Source organism: Insolitispirillum peregrinum (assembly GCF_900156605.1).
Lineage (GTDB): Bacteria > Pseudomonadota > Alphaproteobacteria > Rhodospirillales > Rhodospirillaceae > Insolitispirillum > Insolitispirillum peregrinum.
Genome location: NZ_FTOA01000002.1, coordinates 87,630 through 105,342, shown reverse-complemented (window position 1 = coordinate 105,342; position 17,713 = coordinate 87,630). Strand labels below are relative to the sequence as shown.

Here is a 17,713-nt window from a genome sequence, read left to right as displayed (position 1 = left end):
TTTGTCGTTTCCGGGATTTCATTTAATCTTTGTTTCCCCATGTCGTCTTTGAATCCCAAAAGAATGGGGTCCGGGGCCTGAAGGCCCCGGCGAGGTGTGGAGCAGCGCTCCATGATCCTGTTTCACAACTGTCGTGTACTGTGGCGCCAGCGTTAACGCACGCTGGTCTAATCCTTGTCTTTCAGCATCGACACCGACGCCACAATCAGCACCAGGGATGCCAGAATAATCAGCGTCCCGATCGCATTGATCTCGGGCGTGATGCCTCGGCGCAGGGTCGAGTAAATGTACATCGGCAGCGTGTTGTCGCGCCCGGTCAGGAAATAGGTCACCGGAATCTCGTCAAAGGACAAGGTGAACGAGAGCAGGGCACTGCCAATGATCGCCGAGCGGATACCGGGCAAGGTCACCTTGAAAAAAGTCTCGATCGGTCCGGCACCCAAATCTTGCGAGGCTTCTTCCAGACGGCGGTTAAAGCGCGACAGCCGGGTCAGAACCTGTGACACCACAATTCCCAGCAAAGCCGTTGAGTGGCCGATGATGATCGCCCCCAGCCCCAGCGGAATGCCAAGCTGGCGATAAAAGTTCAGCATGGCAATCCCGGTGACGATCCCCGGCAGCGACAGCGGCAACAGGATCGTCCGGCGAAACAGGCCCAGCCCCGGCAGGCGATAGCGGTCAATCACCAGAGCCGCCGGAACACCGATCACCACCGTCAGCACCGTCGCGCAGCTTGCCACGATCAGGCTGTTCCCCAGTGCGGTCAGCATCGCCTCGTTGGCCAGTACCTTGCGGTACCAGTCAAAGGTGAATTCGGCCAGCGGCAGGCTCATCACCGCGTTCGAGTTGAAGCTGAACACCACCAGCACCACGATCGGCAGATACAGGTAAACCATCGTCCCGCCAACCACGCCCAGCAACCCGCGTTGCCACCAATACAGCTTGTGCATGGTCTTGCTCCTTAATCGAGGTCGATCTTGCCATAGCGTTCAGAACGCTCGGAAATGGTGATGATGGTCAGCACAAGCAGCAGGATCACCGTCGATAACGCCGAACCCAGTGGCCAGTTCAGCGCGGCGCCGAACTGTGTTTGTACGGTGTTGGCGACCAGCATGCCGTCGGGTCCACCAACGAGGGACGGCGCCACAAAATCCCCGAATGCCAGACAAAAGGTCAGTGTTGCCCCGGCGACCACGCCGCCCCACGACAGCGGCAGCACCACCCGCAGGAAAGTCCAGAACGGGCCTTCGCCCAGGTCGTGCGAGGCTTCAATCAGGCGCGGCGGAATTTTTTCCAGCGCGGTGTAAATCGGCATCACCATGAACGGGATGAAGATGTAGGTCAGGGTGATGATCATTGCCGTCTGGTTATAGAGGAACAGTCCTGACGGCTGGTCGATGATCCCCGTCCACATCAGGAACGAGTTCAGGACACCGCCGGTTCCCAGAATGATCTTCCACACATAGGCACGCAGCAGATACGACACCCACAGCGGCACGATCACCACCATGTACAAAAAGTTCCGGACCTTGGCGGTACGCACGATAAAGATCAGGAAGTAGGCCAGTGGATAGCCCAGCGCCAACGCGAATACCGACACCAGTGCCGCGATTTTGCCGGTGCGCAGCAGGACTTCGAGGTACTGCGGATCGGCAAAGACCTGCCGGAAATTGCCAAACTGAAAATCGGGAACGAACAGCGGAAACTTGCGGGTCCAGAAACTGACCGCCAGCATCACCGCATAAGGGATCAGCAGGAATAGAGAGGTCCAGACCAGCGGCACACCAAAGACACCGGCAAAGCCTAACCAGTAGCGCTTTTGACGTGGGGTCATTGTTGGTCCTCCGCAAAGACCAAAGCATCGGCGGCGGTCATGGCAAAGCGGGCCACCTCGCCCATCGGCGGCAGGCTATCGACCATGGCGATGCTGTCCCGGCGCAGGTCGATGGCAAGGTCTTGATAGCGACCGCCGATCTTGGCATCCAGTCGCACGTCATAGCCGTGGAAGTGGCGGTTCATCACCCGCGCCTCAAAGACGCTGAGGGACTCCTTGCTTTCGCCGTCCGTCACCCGCTGGACACGCTCGGGGCGCAGCGAGATCACCGCCGCATCGCCCACCGCCAACCCGCGTGCGCTGTCGGCCAGCCGACCGCGCAGGACCGCTCCGTCCAGATCAACCTCGGCAAAGCCATCACCCAGCGCCGAGACCTTGCCGTGCAGCAAGTTCGAGGCCCCGATGAAATCCGCCACATAGGCCGAAGCCGGGCGGTCGTACAAATCTTCGGGGGTGCCGATCTGGGCAATTTTGCCGTCGTGCATCACCACGATGCGATCAGACATCACCAGCGCTTCTTTCTGGTCGTGGGTGACCATCAGAAAGGTGATCCCCAGTTGCTGATGGAGCTGTTTCAGCTCGACCTGCATCTTTTCGCGCAGCTTGACGTCCAGCGCTGACAACGGTTCGTCCAGCAACAGCACGCGCGGCTGGCAGGCCAACGCCCGCGCCATTGCCACCCGCTGACGCTGGCCCCCCGACAGTTGCCCCGGCCGGTTGTCGGCCTTGCCGAGCAGACCCACCATTCCCAGGGCGCTTTTTACCCGCTCGGCGACCAGTGCCTGTCCCAGCTTGCGTTTGCCGGTACGCAGGCCATAGGCCACGTTGTCCAGCACCGATAAATGCGGAAACAGCGCGTAGTCCTGAAAAACCGTGTTGATCGGGCGACGGTAGGGAGGGCTGTCGGTGATGTCCTGGCCATCCAGCGAGATTCGCCCCCGGGTCGGTTCTTCAAAGCCAGCCAGCATCCGCAAGGTGGTGGTCTTGCCGCAGCCCGAAGGCCCCAGCAGCGTCACGAACTCGCCTTCGAGGATGCCAAGGTTGATCCCGTCCACGGCCTTGAAGCCGCCGGTATAGATTTTGCTCACGTTTTCCAGTTGGATAATGGTCTTCATCACAGCCTGCCTCCCGACCAGCACAATATCTGCGGAGCCGCTCTGCCCCACACAGAGCGGCCCTGAGTGTCTGCCTATCCCTTTCGGACTACATCGCCGCCTTGACCGCGTTCCAGGTTTCCAGATAGGCGTCCAGGCGCTTGGGCATCTGCCACATCACCAGACTGTCGACATAGCCGGGGTCGTCGAGATGGCGGCTCCTGGCTTCCTCGGCGGGCAGGCAGGTCTTGGCTGACACCGGGTTGGTCGGGAAGTAATCGGTCGAGCCGACGATGCCGCACTGGCCCTTGGCCGACAGCATGTAGTTGATGAACTGATACGAGCAGTCAGTGTTCGGAGAGCCCTTCACCAGCATCATCGAGTCCATCCAGCCTTCGGATTTTTCCGCAGGATCGACTTCAGCGACGGTGAACGGCTTGCCCCCCTTGCGGATTTCCTTGGCAATCAGGCCGGTCCAGGCGTTGGAGACCCACACTTCGTCGTTCAGGAACAACTGGGCCAGTTCGCCTGCGGTGCTCCAGTACTTGCGGACCAGCGGCTTTTGCTCGATCAGCCGGGCCTTGATGGTCGCAAGCTGCGTGTCATCCAGATCATAGATGTTGTCATAGCCCAACATCCGCGCCGCCCAGTAAATGGCGCTCTTGTCATCCCACAGCGAGATACGGCCCTTGTACTCCGGGTTCCACAGCACCTTGATGCTGTTCGGCTGGGTGACTTTGTCCGTCCGGTACAACACCGACACCGACCCCCAGATCAACGGCACCGCCCACACCTCGCCGTTCACCGTCACGTCCGGGTTGCTGCGGAATTTGGCGTGGACTTGTCCGAACTCGGGGACTTTTTTCAGGTCGATCGAGTCCACAAAGCCGGCCAGCCGCATTTGCCCGATTGTATCAATCGACGGCACGATGATGTCGTAAACACCCGATCCCGCCGCCAGCTTGGGCGCGAAGTCGTCGTTGCTGCCGACGTAGGTGGCCGAGACCTTACAGCTGCTTTTGGTTTCAAAGTCCTTGATAAAGCTGGGGTCGGCATAACCTTCCCAGGTCAGGATGTTCAGCTCGCCAGCAAAGGCGGCGCTGGTCGAGGACACCCCAATTGCCAGGGCGAGAGTGGTGGAAACAGCCATAGAAACTGATCGGGTGATTTTGGAAGGGACACGGCTTTGCATCTCGGCGCTCCTTATGCGGCCCATCTGAGGGCAAAAGGCAAAAAAAGGGGGGAGAGGCGGTCAACGCCCACGGCGTGCTGTCCGCAAACAGAACGGGCGGCTTTTTCGTCAAAGCCGCCCGCGATAGCCTTAGCCAAAATTCATCATGATGTGACGGACGACCGTGTAGTCCTCCAGGCCGTACATCGACATGTCCTTGCCATGGCCGGACATCTTCATGCCGCCATGGGGCATTTCACAGACCAGCGGCATGTGCTGGTTGACCCACACGCAGCCGTATTGCAGCCGGGCAGAGACCTTGAGCGCCGTCTTGACGTTGCTGGTCCACACCGACGACGACAACCCGTAATCGCTGTCGTTCGCCCAGCCGATCACCTGATCGGTATCGTCAAAGCGGGTGATCGAGACCACCGGACCAAAGACCTCGCGCTGGACGATTTCGTCGGTCTGCAAGGCTCCGGCAACGATGGTCGGCTCGAAGTAAAAGCCATCGCCGGAGCGCTTTTTGCCGCCGGTGACGATCTCGACATGCGGCAGGGCTTCGGCCCGGGCGACAAAGCTTTCCACCCGGTCGCGCTGGCGGTCGCTGATCAGCGGGCCCAGCTCGGTGGTGGCGGCATCCGGGGCCCCCATGTCCAGCGACGACACCGCCCCCTGCAAGGCGGCGACCAGCTTGTCGTAAATCTTGCTGTGGGCATAGATGCGGCAGGCTGCCGTACAGTCCTGACCCGCGTTGTAGAAGCTGGCGATGCGCAGACCGGCAACCACTTCGTCGAGGTCGGCATCATCAAAAACGATCACCGGGGCCTTGCCGCCCAGTTCCAGATGCGTGCGCTTGAGGGTTTTATGCGAGGCCAGCAGGATTTTCTGCCCGGTGGTGGTGTCGCCGGTCAACGACACCATGCGGATTTTCGGGTGGCTGGCAATCACCGACCCGACGCTTTCGCCCCGGCCCGGGACGATGTTGACAACACCTGCCGGGAAAATATCGGCGAGGATTCTGGCCAGCTTCAGGGTGGTCAGCGGGGTTTGTTCCGACGGTTTCATCACCACGGTATTGCCCGCTGCCAGAGCCGGAGCAATCTTCCACGCCGCCATCATCAGCGGGTAGTTCCACGGCGCGATCGAGCCGACCACCCCCAGCGGATCACGGCGGATCATGCTGGTGTGATTGCTCATGTATTCGCCGGTCGCGCTGCCACCCATGCAGCGGGCGGCACCGGCAAAGAAGCGGAACACGTCGGCGATCACCGGAATTTCGTCTTCGAGCATCCGTTGGAACGGCTTGCCGCAATTCAGGGATTCCAGCCGGGCGAAGTCTTCGCCGTGGGCTTCGATCTGGGCGGCCACTGCCAGCAACATCGCCGAACGTTGGGAGGGCGTTGTTTGGGACCAGGACCAAAAGGCCCGGTCGGCCGCTCCGATCGCCGCCTGCAGCTGTTCGGCCGAGGTTTCACCGACCGTGGTAATAACCGCTCCGGTCGCCGGGTTAAGGATCGTTTCGGCAGGACCATCCCCGGCAACAAGCTGGCCATCAATGAGGATGCTGGTATCCATACACGTCACTCCTGTTGTTGTGGGCGTTTTCACGCCGAGCGAAAACGCTCTGGACTTTTCATGCCGCATTTTCCGCACCGGTGACTGTCAGCGGTCACCTTGAAAATGCTTTGGCCCGTGCACGGGGTAACACAACGGTAACGACGACCAGCAAGCCATGTGAAATATAAAATATTCCCCGTTTGCTATCGGAAAAACCGATTGCAGAACACCTCATTTATGGGGATGGCACCCCCTTCCAAGGGCATTTTTAGCCCATGAACCGGTTCTTTCCCGGTCGCTGTTCGCGGGCCAGATCAAGGAAGATGCGTGCCGGTTCCCCCAGCGGCGAGCCCTTGCGCCAGGCAATTCCGACATCGAGCGTTGCGGTCAGATCGTGTACTGCGCGCGCCTCCAGACGATCCCCTTCCAGCGACCATGGCCGATACAGCAGGTCGGGTAAAATGGCGATCCCGGCACCGGTTGCCACCAGACTGCGCGCGGCTTCCACCGATGAGGTTTTCAGCTCCAGCGTTGGCCGCAGGTTGGCCTGCCGCCACCAGCGTTGCGACGTCTCGGCCATTTCGTCGATGGTGAGCTGAATGAGCGGCTCGCCTGCCAGATCGCGGATTCCGATGGTTTCGTTTTTCAGCAACGGGTGATCGGGCGACAGCCACAGCCGATTGGGAGAGCGCACCAGTGCTTCGTAGCCCAGCGCCTGCTGGTTGCCCAGATTCGAGATCAGCATCAAGGCAATATGAAGCTCGCCATTGACCAGCAGATGCTCGATGTGGCTGCGCTCTTCCTCGAACACGCGCACGGTAATGTTGGAAAACACCTTGCGAAAACGCGCCAGCAGGTCCGCCAGCATGTAGCCCGACACCAGACTGGTCACCCCTAGATTCAGCACGCCGTTGATCGCCTCCGGGCGGTTGTTCAGCGCCCGTCCGGCGTCAGCTACCGAGGTCATGATCCGCCGTGCATGACGGACGAAAACATGGCCTTGATAGGTGAGGGTGACGCCCTTTGAGTGACGCTCGAACAGTTTGGCGCCGGTCTGGTCTTCGAGGACCTTGAGGCTTTCCGTAATGGCCGACTGGGAAATTCCCAGTGACGCGGCAGCCCCGGAAACAGAGCTTGTTTCGGCGATGGCGAGGAAGTACGAGATTTGGCGGAGTGTGATATTCACCGGCGGCCTCTCTGTATCGGTTTTGCCGCCTCCCCCATGGTCAAAACAGGATGTCAAGGGGGAACGGATCTCTTTTCTAATCTATGAAAGGGGTCATGCAAGCGATAGACCAAAGTGATCACATATGGCAGGCCATCGGTTTTCATGATTGCACTGTGCCCCAAAAGGTCGACTGCCCAGAAAACAGGTTGCGCCAGCGAGCAGATGCCCACGAAATACGCACACAGCCAATCGGCACCGATGGCTCATTTTGGGGGAGGAAAGGGAAGTATCGTGCTCGGGAATCTCAGCGACCTCGATTTGCGCCACTTGCGGGTCTTTCTGGCCGTCGTCGATGCGGGTGGACTGGCGATGGCCCAGCACACCCTGAACGTCAGTCCCTCGACCATCAGCATTCAACTGGCCAATCTGGAAGGCCGGTTGGGCTTTCGCCTGTGCGAGCGCGGACGCAGCGGCTTCCGCCTGACCCCCAAAGGCGCCCGCTTTACCGAACTGGCCCGCATCCTGATGGCCGCCATTGATGACTTTGGCCAGCAAGCGCGCAACATGGACCGTACGCTGGTCGGGACGTTGCGCATCGGTACCATCGGGCATTTGCCATTCAGCGAAAACATCCGCATCAGTCAGGCCATCGCCCGCTTTCGCCAGCGGGACGAAGCCGTCCGGCTGGAGCTGGTGATCCGCTCGCCGCGCATTCTGGAAGAGCAATTGCTGGCCGGAGATCTGGATGTGGCGATTGGCTATTTCTGGAACCGGATGCCAACCCTGCAGTTCACCCCGCTGTTCATCGAACATCAGGTCGCCTACTGCGGTGCCGCCCACCCGCTGTTTTCGCAGGCCGGAAGCGTTACACAGGATCAAGCCAATCAGCATTCCTGGGCCTGGCGCACCTATCCGCTGCCAGAATCCAGAATGGAAGCCCCGGCCCTGATTTCCGCCTCGGCGGACAACATGGAGGCGTTGGCGATCCTCGTTCTGTCCGGCCAGCATCTGGGGTTCATGCCACAACACTTTGCCTTGCCCTATCAAAAGCAAGGCTTGCTTGCGCCGCTGAATCCACAACGCCTGCAATACGACGTGACCTTTCATGTCGTCACCCGCCAGCAGCGCCGCCTGAACGATATCACCCGCGCCTTCCTTGCCGATCTGGCGGCAGTCCATCTGGATCAGAATCCGGGATAACATCGCCGACAGCGATACATTGATCGGCATCAAACTGAACATACGCTTGTTGTTATTTTTCCTGCATAACGGCCATGGTCTGCTGTTGATGGTTGGTTCGTTACCGTCAGGAGGTTGCCATGTCGGATCCCGCCAAGCTGTCGGCTCTGCGGCAGAAATACGCCCATGCCAAGGGCAGTGATGTTTTCGATCCGGAGTTCCGGGCGATTGCCGAAGCCCAGTTCCCCGAAGGCGACCGCCGTCTGCAACCCTATGCCGGTATCCCGACCTTTCTTGACCTGCCCTATGCCCCGGATGCCGCTGGCCGGGATGATTTCGGCGGGCTGGATGTCGCCGTGGTTGGCGTGCCGATGGATCTGGGGGTGACCAACCGCTCGGGCGCGCGCTTTGGCCCGCGGGCGGTGCGCTCCATCGAGCGGGTTGGTCCCTACAATCACGTCCTGCGCCGGATGCCGTCCCAGCATTGCAAAGCGGCAGACATCGGTGACGTGCCGTTCCGCAGCCGCTATAGCCTCGACCAGTCGCATCAGGACATTCAGGCGTTTTACCATCGCCTGATCGCCGCCAACGTCATTCCGCTGTCGGTCGGTGGCGATCATTCGATCACCTATTCGATCCTGAAAGCGGTCGGTGCCCGGCAGCCGGTGGGGATGGTGCATTTCGATGCCCATTGCGATACCGCTGGCGACTATGAAGGTGCCAAATTCCACCACGGCGGCCCGTTCCGCCATGCCGTTCTGGACGGTGTGCTGGACCCCGAGCGCTGCGTGCAGATCGGCATCCGCGGATCAGCCGAATATTTGTGGGAGTTTTCCCGCGAGTCCGGCATGACGGTGATCCATGGTGAAGAGGTCCCCAAGCTGGGTACCGCCGCCATCCTCGACACCGTGCGGCGGGTGGTGGGCGATGGGCCGGTCTATGTCACCTTTGATGTTGATTGCCTTGACCCGGCCTTTGCCCCCGGCACTGGCACCCCGGAAATTGGTGGCCTGACCACCCGCGAAGCCCTTGAGCTGCTGCGTGGTCTCGATGGCCTGACCATTGTCGGCGGTGATGTGGTTGAGGTGGCTCCGCAATACGACCCGACCACCAACACTGCCCATGCGGCGGCGCAGGTGCTGTTTGAACTGTTTACGCTGGTCAGCGGGCGCTTTGCCGCTGCCGCGTCTTCCCGCTAACTTCCAATCCGACAGGTGTGCCATGAAGACGACGTTTTTGTTCGCAGCCGCCCTCTGTGCCGCTGTTGCCGGTGCTGTCCAGCCGTCCCTTGCCCGTGACCTGACTGTTGTCGGTTTTGGCGGATCGGGGCAGGACGCCATGCGGGAAGCTTTCTTCAAGCCCTTTAGCGCCGCTAGCGGCCTGCCGATTTCCGAAGAAAGCTGGGATGGCGGTGTCGGCGTCCTGCGCGCCAAGGTCGAAGGCGGCCATGCGGCGTGGGATGTGGTCCAGATGGACTCCTCCGAACTGGCTATTGGCTGCGAAGAGGGGCTGTATGAAACCCTCGACTTTGACAGGATCGGCGGCAAGGCGGCCTATCTGCCGTTTGCCACCAGCCCGTGCGGCGTTGGCGTGCTGGTCTATGACTATGTGTTGGCCTATGACGGCGACAAGCTGAAGGACGGCCCGAAGAGCTGGGCTGATTTCTTTGACACCAAAAAATTCCCCGGCAAGCGCGCCCTGCGACAGGGTCCGCAGACCAATCTGGAAATCGCCCTGCTGGCCGATGGCGTGCCGCTGTCTGACGTTTACGCCCAACTAGCCACCGAAGAGGGCGTTGCCCGTGCCCTGCGCAAGCTGGACACCATCAAGAACGACCTGGTGTTCTGGAAAGCCGGAGCCCAGCCGCCGCAGTTGCTGGCGTCGGGGGAAGTGGTGATGACCTCGTCCTACAACGGGCGCATTTCCGCCGCCAACAGCAAGGACCATCGCAATTTCAAACTGCTGTGGAATCAGGCGATTTACGTGCTGGACAGCTGGGCGATCCTGAAGGGCAGCCCGAACATCGACAAGGCCTATCAGTTCCTGAACTTCGTCGGCAAACCCGAAGTACAAAAAGAACTGCCGAAGCACATCAGCTATGGCATCACCTCGGCCAGAAGCAGCTCGTTGCTGGATGCCGACCTGTTGGCCAGCCTGCCCAGCGCGCCGCAGAATCTGGCGATTGCCCTGCCCTACAACACCGATTTCTGGCTGGAACACACCGACCGCCTGACCGAACGGTTCAACAACTGGGCGGCCAAGTAACAACCGTTCTTGCCATCATCCCGGATCAGCCCGAGGCAAACGCTTTCGGGCTGATCCCCATTTCCTGCCGGAACATGTAGATAAAGGCTGACGGCGAGGCATAGCCCAGATCAAGGGCAATGCGGGTGATGCTGCGGCCTTCGCCCAGCCACTCCAGCGCGCGGAACAGCCGCAGCCGCTGCCGCCAGCGGCGGAGGGAAATGCCCACCTCCTGTTCGAAACGGCGGGTGATGGTCCGTGCCGACAGGCCAATCTGTCGCCCCCAGACCTCGACCGGGCGCGGGTCATCCGGGGCCTGATACAGCGCCTCGCACATCTGCCGCAGCGGACGGCTGTGCGGCCAGGGCAGCGCAAAGTCCTGCTGCTGCAATCGTTGAAGCTGATCCAGAATCACCGCATCCAGCCGGTCAAAGAAAGGCTCGGGTTCGGGGCGGCTCTGGCTTTGGACCAGCTCGACGATCAATTCCCGCAATAACGGTGAAACGGCAAACACCATCGGGCGGGTTGGCAAGCCATCTGCCACCTGATCGGCAACATACAGGTTGCGAAAGGCGGCATCCTGCAAGGCACCGGTACTGTGCATCATGCCGGTTGGAACCCAGATCGCCTGTTCCGGGGTGATCACATGCCACACCGTATCCACCTCCACCAGCAGGGTGCCAGAGGTGGCATAGACGAACTGGTTCCATGGGTGCTGATGCAACGGAAAGACATGGTGACGCGGCAAGGTCTGGGATCGCAGGGACAGCGGGCGCGGCAAATGGTCGAGGGCCGGAACCGCAACGATGGTCCAGGAAGAATTCAGGGGCATGGCTCTCTCACGGACTGACGGCCACTTTTGTCGTTTCATCGCTATAAATAGTCATCCTGTCGACAGTCGGCAAGCGACCGCGCTGTTAGACTGATCCCAACAAACAAGATGATGTTGGGAGGTTCCGTCATGTCATCCCCCGATGCCGCCGCATCACGCTGGCGGGTTATTCTGGCCGGTATCGCCGCACTGGTGCTCAGTGTCGGGCTGGCCCGCTTTGCCTATACCCCGATGCTGCCGATCATGCGCGCAGACGCTGGCCTGAGTGCAATGGCGGGTGGCTGGCTGGCAACTGTCAATTATGGCGGTTACATGCTGGGGGCGCTGATTGCGGCCTCAGTCGGCAACCTGAGCCACAAATATCACCTCTATCGCCTGTGGCTGGTGGCCGCCGTTCTGACCACCGGGGCGATGGGGTTGACGCATGACCCGGTGATCTGGGCCGTGCTGCGCTTTGTTGCCGGGCTGTCGAGCACCGCCGGGCTGCTGCTGGCCTCGGGGCTGGTGCTGAACTGGCTGCTCCGGCACGGTTTCCGCCCACAACTGGGGCTGCACTTCACCGGGCTGGGGCTGGGGGTGGCCATTTCCGGCCTGGCCGTCGAGGCCATGAGCCGGGGAGTGTCGTGGGATCAGCAATGGCTGCTGCTGGGGGGGCTTGGTCTAGTGTTCTTTCTGCCCGCCTGGCTGTGGATGCCCGCCCCGGCCAGTGTCCATCAGCAAACCCTGCTCACCGCCCCGCGCCATCCCGGGCAACGCTGGATGCTGTGGCTGATTGCGGCCTATTTCTGCGCTGGCTTTGGCTATGTGATCAGCGCCACCTTCATTGTGGCCATCGTTGAAAAGCTGCCGGTGCTGGCCGGGCAGGGAACCTGGGTGTGGGTGATCGTCGGCCTTGCCGCCCTGCCATCAAGCTTTCTGTGGGATGCTGCCGCCCATCGCTGGGGCCACGCCCGGGCGCTGTTGCTGGCCTATGCCACCCAGATCGTCTCGATCCTGTTGCCCGCCCTCAATGATGGCGCAGTCCTGAACATTCTGAGCGCCGTTCTTTATGGCGGAACCTTTGTCGGCATCGTCAGCCTGACACTGGCTTTGATCGGGCGTTATTTTCCCCTCAACCCGGCCAAGGCGATGGCCCGCCTGACCCTCAGTTACGGGGTCGCGCAGGTGCTGGCCCCGGCCATTGCCGGATACATCGCCCGCGAAAGCGGCAGCTATCGCGGCAGCCTGCTGATTGCGGCGGCCGCGATGATGGTGGGCATGGCCTGTCTGGTCGCAACCCAAGTGCAGGAACGCCGGGTTACGGCGAGCGAGGGAGCATGATCTGTTAGAGCGTTGTGCGAAAAGTGGGAACCGATTTTCGCAAAAACAATGCGACAGAACAGAAGGTTAGACCAGCGTGCCTGCGTCAGGTCACAGTACACGACACAAAGAAAACAGGACCGTGGAGCGCTGCTCCACACCTCGCCGGGGCCTTCAGGCCCCGGACCCCATTGACTTGATATTGAAAGAAAAAATGGGGGTCCGGGGGCATTGACCCCGGGCAGGTGCGGACGGCAGTCCGCCGTCCTTCCTCAACTGTCGTGTACTGTGGTGTTCCACCTTTCTGACGCGACCCTGATTACCCGGCAGCGGGTCTGGAAATCAGGATCTTGTCGATCCGGCGCCCGTCCATATCCAGCACTTCAAACCGCCAGCCATCCCACAGGAAATGCTCGCCAGCGGTCGGAATGCTGCGGGATTTTGACAGGATGAACCCGGCGACGGTGCTGTACTCGCCGCCGTCGCTGAGCAGGGCGCGGCAACCGGTCTTGTCGGCGGCTTCGTCCACCGCCACATCGCCGTCAATCAGCCACGAGCCATCCTCGCGCTGAATGATCGCCCCGTCATAATCCTCGCCGTGTTCGGACAGGCTGCCGACAATGGTCGACAGGATATCGGCTGCGGTCACGATGCCTTCGACGCTGCCGTATTCATCAACCACCAGCGCCATGTGGATCGGGGACCGCTTGAGAAGTTCCAGCACGAACAGCGCCGGCGCATTGTCGTGGACCACATCCAGCGGCTTGACCCGCGCGGCAATGTCAAGCGGCTGACCGTCCAGAAAACTGTTCAGCAGGTCTTTGGACTGAATCACCCCGACCACCTCGTTCGGGTCGCCCTGACAGACCGGAAAGCGCGAATGCGGACATTCCCGCATCCGCTGGATCATTTTCTCTGTCGACCACGCCAGATCAATCCACACCACGTCACTGCGCGGGGTCATGATGGCGCGGATACGGCGATCCCCAAAGCGCATTACTCCGGCCAAAAGCTCTTTTTCCTGCGGCTCGAACACCCCGCTTTCGGTGCCTTCGGCAATCATCGCCTTGACCTCTTCTTCGGTTACCGTCTGCTCGGCGGACTTCTTCACCCCCAACAGCTTCAAGGCCAGGTGACTGGAATGCTCCAGCACCCACACCACGGGCGCTGCCAGCCGGGCAATGAAGGCCATCGGACGGGCCACCATCGCCGCCACCCCTTCCGGGTTGGACAGGGCAATATGCTTGGGCACCAGTTCACCGACAATCAACGACGCATAGGTAATCGCCCCGACCACCACCGCCATGCTGAGGATGGGGGCTGCCCCGGCCAGAGACGGCAGGGTCTGTGCGATCCACAGGCTGAATTTATCGGTCAGCGTGGCCCCGGAATAGGCTCCGGCCAGAATGCCGACCAGCGTGATGCCGATCTGTACCGAAGACAGGAAGCGGGCCGGATTTTCCGCCAGCACCAAAGCCGTTTGCGCCCCCTTGCTGCCTTCTGCCGCCCGTGCCGCCAGTCTGGCCCTTCGGGACGAAACGATGGCCAGTTCGGACATGGCGAACCAGCCGTTCAACACGACCAGCACCACAATGACCGCAATCTCGAACAGGAAGGACATAATGAGGGGAGGGCTCCAGAAGTTAAAGCAAGCGCCATCGCGCCCTGCCGGTCACAGGGACGGCAGAAACGGGATGGCAGAAAGGGAGGGCCAGAACAGGGATGACAGGGAAACGTGACGGCGACAAACAACACCAGCCGGTCGGACCATGCCGACAGCTTTGAAACGAGCCCACAAACGGTGAACGGGCAGAGTTGGCGATCCGCCGGGGATGGTCTGGTGGAGGCTCGGGGTCCGATGCGTCGTCGTCAGGCACAAAGGGCTCTGCTGGCAGGAAGAGGATGCCTCTCACTGTAAACAAAAAAAAACTGCGAGGGAAACACGGATTCATGATGTTTTCCGGCTCGTCACCCTGCTGGGGTTTGCTGTCCACTGTTCCAGCCGCGCGGGCCGTGCTATGGACTGCCCTGCAAAACCTTCAACCCACCGCATGCGGAGTATCTCCGATGTCCGTTGGCCGGTCCGTTGCCACGCAGATCCTGTTTGGCGGGCTTACCCAGCTTCTGGTGAGCCTCCGAGGCCTGATCATCATGCCGATCATCGTCAAGACTGCCGGTGAATCGGTCTTTGGCAGCTATGTCCTGCTGTCATCGATTGTGGTGTTTGCCGGCGGCATCTCGGCGTTTGGCACCGATTACACCTATCGCCGCAGTCTGCCCGCGACGGACGGTGCCCGTCAACGCCGTGACCTGATGATGCCGGCACTGGCTTTTCGGCTGGTCTCCGTTTCGGTGCTGGCCGCGTTGCTCTATGCTGGTGGGCCAGCGCTGTTTGGCCTGATGGGAGAAAGCATGCCCTTTTCTCCCGCGTATCTGGTCCTGTGGCTGTTTGGCCTGATGGTCCATGACTATGCGACCACGTATTATCGCTACACCAACCGCTTTGGCATCTATAACCTGCTGACCATTGGCCAGATTTATGTCCACATCGGGGCTGCCGTTGCGCTGGTGTTCTGGGGGCAGGGGCTTGACCTCGACATGCTGTTGTTGTTGCAAGGCGGCTCCCTGCTGGCGTTGTCCTTTCCGACGCTTGTGTTTGGCGTGTTCCGTGAAACCGGTCTGTGCATCCCGCGTTTTGACTGGCCGCAGTTCCGGGCCGATGCCCGGCTTGGGCTGCCGTTGACCGGTGAGTTCATTGTCGATTTTCTGGTTGCGTTTGGCGACCGCTATCTGGTCGGCCTGTTCCTCAGCATGGCCGCTGTTGGGCAATACCAGTCATCCTATGCTCTGGCCGGGCTGCTGGCGTTTTTCCCCAAAATGCTGGCAACCGTCCTGCCGCCGCCCCTGTGTCGCCTGTGGGATGAGGGGAAACACCACGAGGTCGAAGAGCTTGTTTCCCAGTCCTTGCGGCTGTTTCTGGTGCTCGCCATTCCCTTTGTCGTGGGCGCCCTGATGGCCGGGCCATCGGTGGTGGCCCTGTTGACCACCCCGGCAATGGCCCTGGCCGGGCGCTGGGCCGTGGCCCTGATTTCTGCTGGCATGCTGTTTTACGGGATGGTCATCCTGCTGTCAGGCGTCGCCTTTGTGACGCGCCAGACATCGGTCATCCTGACCGCCAACGTGATTGCGGTGATTGGCAATCTGGGCCTGAATGCGGCACTGCTGCCATTTTATCCCGATGTTACCGTCCCGGCGGCGGTTTCAGTGGTGGCCTATGGATTGTCTTTTTCATACGCCCTGTACAAAATACGCCCACGCCTGCGGATTGCCTTTCGCTGGCCAAGCCTGCTGCGATCCCTGCTGGCGGCCGGGGTGATGGGGGGCGGGCTGTTTGCGTTCGGCTACGCGCCGGGCGCCCTTGGGCCGACGCAGGTTGGGCTGGTGGGCTTGCATATCAGTGCGGCCATCGTGCTGTATTTTGGTGTTTTCCTGCTGATTGGCGGGCTGTCTGCCGCCGACCGTCAGGCGCTGATCGGCTTGATCCGTCAGAAATCCAGATCAGCGTAATGCCGGGGAGGCAGAACACCGGGCACCTGATCCTGCAGCAAGGTCCGGAAGCAGGGACGGGATTTCAGCCGCACGTACCATTCCTTCGCCAGCGGATGCTGATCCCACGGGACATCGCCCATGTAGTCAATCAGCGAGATGTGGGCGGCAGCGGCAAAGTCGGCCAGCGTCAACTGGTTCCCGGCCAGCCATTTGCGGCGGTCGGTCAACCAGGCAATGTAGTCGAGGTGAATGTTGACATTGGCGCGCCCGGCCCGGATGGAGCGGGAATCCGGCGCACTGCCGCCAATCATCCGCTTCATCAGCTTTTCACTGACCAGAGGATAGGTGACCTCGGCATTGAATTTCAGATCGAACCATGCGACCAGCCGCCGCACTTCGGCCCGCTGTCCGGGGTTGCCCGGAATCAGGGATGGGGTGCTGTTGACATCTTCAAGGTATTCACAGATGGCGTTCCCGTCTGAAATGACCTGACCGTCCTCATCGACCAGCACCGGCACGGTTCCGGCCGGATTGAGGGCCAGAAAGTTTTCGTCCCGAACCCAGTCTTCCTGTATTTGTTCGTGAACAATCAGACGTTTTTCGTGCAGGGCCAAGCGGACCCTGCGGGCGACGGGCGACAGCCAATGATGATACAAAATCCGCATGACAGATATAAAAGCCCATTGCAGTGGCTGCGCAACCTCAGGATAGTTCCGTTTGGTCGCGTTCAGCCCGATTCCGTCTGAGCCCCGGCAGGGCGGGGAAGAGTGGTGATACAGGAGAGCTTGCCTGATGGAAAGCCGTAAGGAAATACCGCAAATCACACCAACGGACAGTCATCGCCGGATTGTTCGACGGTTGGTGCGGTCAGAGCGCAGCGCCAGCCTCGCCACCACCCTGTCGCGGGGCAATCAGGCCATTCCCTATGCGTCGGTGGTCACCTATGCCACCGATGAACGGGCCGCCCCGATCCTGTTGCTGTCATCGCTGGCTGATCACACGCAGGCCCTGAGGGATGATCCACGAGCCTGCCTGCTGGTCAGTCAGGTTCATGGGCTGCCCAATCCGCAGACCGGCCCGCGGGTCAGCCTGTTGGGGACCATGCAGAAGGTTGAGCGTGACGACCCCCGCCATCCGGCATTGCAGAGCCACTTCCTCGGCCGCCATCCGGCTGCCAGCCAGTATATCGGGTTTGGCGACTTTGCCCTGTGGCAGATGGAGGTCACCGAAGCCCATTACGTGGGTGGCTTTGCCCGCGCTGTCTGGCTGGGCAATGACTGGCTGTCTGTGGCCGAATGCGCCAGCACCATCGCCGATGGTGGTATGGAGGTGTTGCAGGGCTTTGATCAGGATCAGCAGAGCGCCATTGCCTATGCTCTGGTGATGACCTCGGGGCTGGACCTGTCGGTTGAAGACAGTCGCTGGCAGGTGGTGGCGATCGATTGTGACGGGGTGTTGCTGCGGGATGGCGAGGGCGGTGCTGCCGTTCCGGTCTGGTTGCCTTTTGCCGAAAGTGTGAGCAGCCGCCAAGAGTTGGCTGAATGTTTGGGCAGCCTGGCCCAACAAGGGCAGCGGATCGCTGTGGAGCAAGCCCTGAACAGGACATGAAATCGTTCTTTTTCAAGGCGTCCTCTTTTATTGCAGCGCACACACAGTATTGCCGGGCAGGATGGATTACTGAACATACGTTCTAATTTACTCTTTTGCGCCGCAATAAAAATGCTTCATCTGCGCAAAAAGCGCACTCTGTGCGTTGATGCAGTGCAATAATTACAAATTGGCC

At 60.6% G+C, this 17,713-nt stretch carries 15 protein-coding genes; 6 read left to right on the top strand and 9 right to left on the bottom strand.

Translation table 11 applies throughout. From position 1 onward, the window contains the following. Positions 1 to 167: 167 nt before the first annotated feature. The 6 genes from BW995_RS04450 to BW995_RS04425 all read right to left on the bottom strand — a co-directional run bounded on the left by BW995_RS04450 (position 168) and on the right by BW995_RS04425 (position 6,845). Positions 168 to 950, bottom strand: a complete 783-nt coding sequence (locus BW995_RS04450; RefSeq protein WP_076399015.1) for an ABC transporter permease — start codon at positions 948 to 950, stop codon at positions 168 to 170. 11 nt (positions 951 to 961) lie between these two features. Next, a complete protein-coding gene (locus BW995_RS04445) occupies positions 962 to 1,834 on the bottom strand; it encodes an ABC transporter permease (protein ID WP_076399014.1) in 873 nt (290 codons plus the stop codon). Next, positions 1,831 to 2,949: an ABC transporter ATP-binding protein gene (locus tag BW995_RS04440; protein ID WP_076399013.1), complete on the bottom strand. Its 1,119-nt coding sequence runs from the start codon at positions 2,947 to 2,949 to the stop codon at positions 1,831 to 1,833. Before BW995_RS04440 ends, BW995_RS04445 begins: the two co-directional genes overlap by 4 nt. 88 nt (positions 2,950 to 3,037) lie before the next feature. After that, complete coding sequence (locus BW995_RS04435; RefSeq protein WP_076399590.1) at positions 3,038 to 4,078, bottom strand: extracellular solute-binding protein; 1,041 nt, start codon at positions 4,076 to 4,078, stop codon at positions 3,038 to 3,040. 171 nt (positions 4,079 to 4,249) lie between these two features. Then, positions 4,250 to 5,677, bottom strand: coding sequence for a gamma-aminobutyraldehyde dehydrogenase (locus BW995_RS04430; RefSeq protein ID WP_076399012.1), 1,428 nt, complete (start codon positions 5,675 to 5,677; stop codon positions 4,250 to 4,252). Positions 5,678 to 5,927: 250 nt separating this feature from the next. Further along, the gene (locus BW995_RS04425; RefSeq protein ID WP_076399011.1) at positions 5,928 to 6,845 is read right to left on the bottom strand and encodes a LysR substrate-binding domain-containing protein; all 918 of its coding nucleotides are present in this window, start codon (positions 6,843 to 6,845) and stop codon (positions 5,928 to 5,930) included. Between the two features lie 273 nt (positions 6,846 to 7,118). Between BW995_RS04425 and BW995_RS04420 the strand changes: the two genes are divergently transcribed. From BW995_RS04420 to BW995_RS04410, 3 genes are all read left to right on the top strand, one after another. After that, a complete protein-coding gene (locus tag BW995_RS04420; RefSeq protein ID WP_076399010.1) occupies positions 7,119 to 8,027 on the top strand; it encodes a LysR family transcriptional regulator in 909 nt (302 codons plus the stop codon). A gap of 119 nt (positions 8,028 to 8,146) precedes the next feature. Further along, on the top strand, positions 8,147 to 9,205 hold the full coding sequence (speB, locus tag BW995_RS04415) for an agmatinase (RefSeq protein ID WP_076399009.1): 1,059 nt from the start codon (positions 8,147 to 8,149) through the stop codon (positions 9,203 to 9,205). 22 nt (positions 9,206 to 9,227) lie between these two features. After that, on the top strand, positions 9,228 to 10,271 hold the full coding sequence (locus BW995_RS04410; protein WP_076399008.1) for an ABC transporter substrate-binding protein: 1,044 nt from the start codon (positions 9,228 to 9,230) through the stop codon (positions 10,269 to 10,271). A 25-nt stretch (positions 10,272 to 10,296) separates the two neighbouring features. Here BW995_RS04410 and BW995_RS04405 read toward each other — a convergent pair whose 3' ends face one another. Then, positions 10,297 to 11,082: an AraC family transcriptional regulator gene (locus tag BW995_RS04405; protein WP_076399007.1), complete on the bottom strand. Its 786-nt coding sequence runs from the start codon at positions 11,080 to 11,082 to the stop codon at positions 10,297 to 10,299. Positions 11,083 to 11,211: 129 nt separating this feature from the next. On the opposite strand from BW995_RS04405, the gene BW995_RS04400 reads away from it, so the two are divergent. After that, positions 11,212 to 12,402, top strand: a complete 1,191-nt coding sequence (locus BW995_RS04400) for a YbfB/YjiJ family MFS transporter (protein WP_076399006.1) — start codon at positions 11,212 to 11,214, stop codon at positions 12,400 to 12,402. A 298-nt stretch (positions 12,403 to 12,700) separates the two neighbouring features. Here BW995_RS04400 and BW995_RS04395 read toward each other — a convergent pair whose 3' ends face one another. Next, positions 12,701 to 14,002: a hemolysin family protein gene (locus BW995_RS04395; RefSeq protein ID WP_076399005.1), complete on the bottom strand. Its 1,302-nt coding sequence runs from the start codon at positions 14,000 to 14,002 to the stop codon at positions 12,701 to 12,703. Positions 14,003 to 14,448: 446 nt separating this feature from the next. Between BW995_RS04395 and BW995_RS04390 the strand changes: the two genes are divergently transcribed. Continuing rightward, complete coding sequence (locus BW995_RS04390) at positions 14,449 to 15,948, top strand: oligosaccharide flippase family protein (protein WP_076399004.1); 1,500 nt, start codon at positions 14,449 to 14,451, stop codon at positions 15,946 to 15,948. Here BW995_RS04390 and BW995_RS04385 read toward each other — a convergent pair. After that, positions 15,927 to 16,595 carry a glutathione S-transferase family protein gene (locus BW995_RS04385; protein ID WP_076399003.1) on the bottom strand — a complete coding sequence of 223 codons (669 nt, stop codon included), beginning with the start codon at positions 16,593 to 16,595 and terminating at the stop codon, positions 15,927 to 15,929. The two genes, BW995_RS04390 and BW995_RS04385, sit on opposite strands and share 22 nt — an antisense overlap. 127 nt (positions 16,596 to 16,722) lie before the next feature. Here BW995_RS04385 and BW995_RS04380 point away from each other — a divergent pair, with 127 nt between their 5' ends. Then, positions 16,723 to 17,538, top strand: a complete 816-nt coding sequence (locus tag BW995_RS04380; protein WP_076399002.1) for a HugZ family pyridoxamine 5'-phosphate oxidase — start codon at positions 16,723 to 16,725, stop codon at positions 17,536 to 17,538. Positions 17,539 to 17,713: the final 175 nt, after the last annotated feature.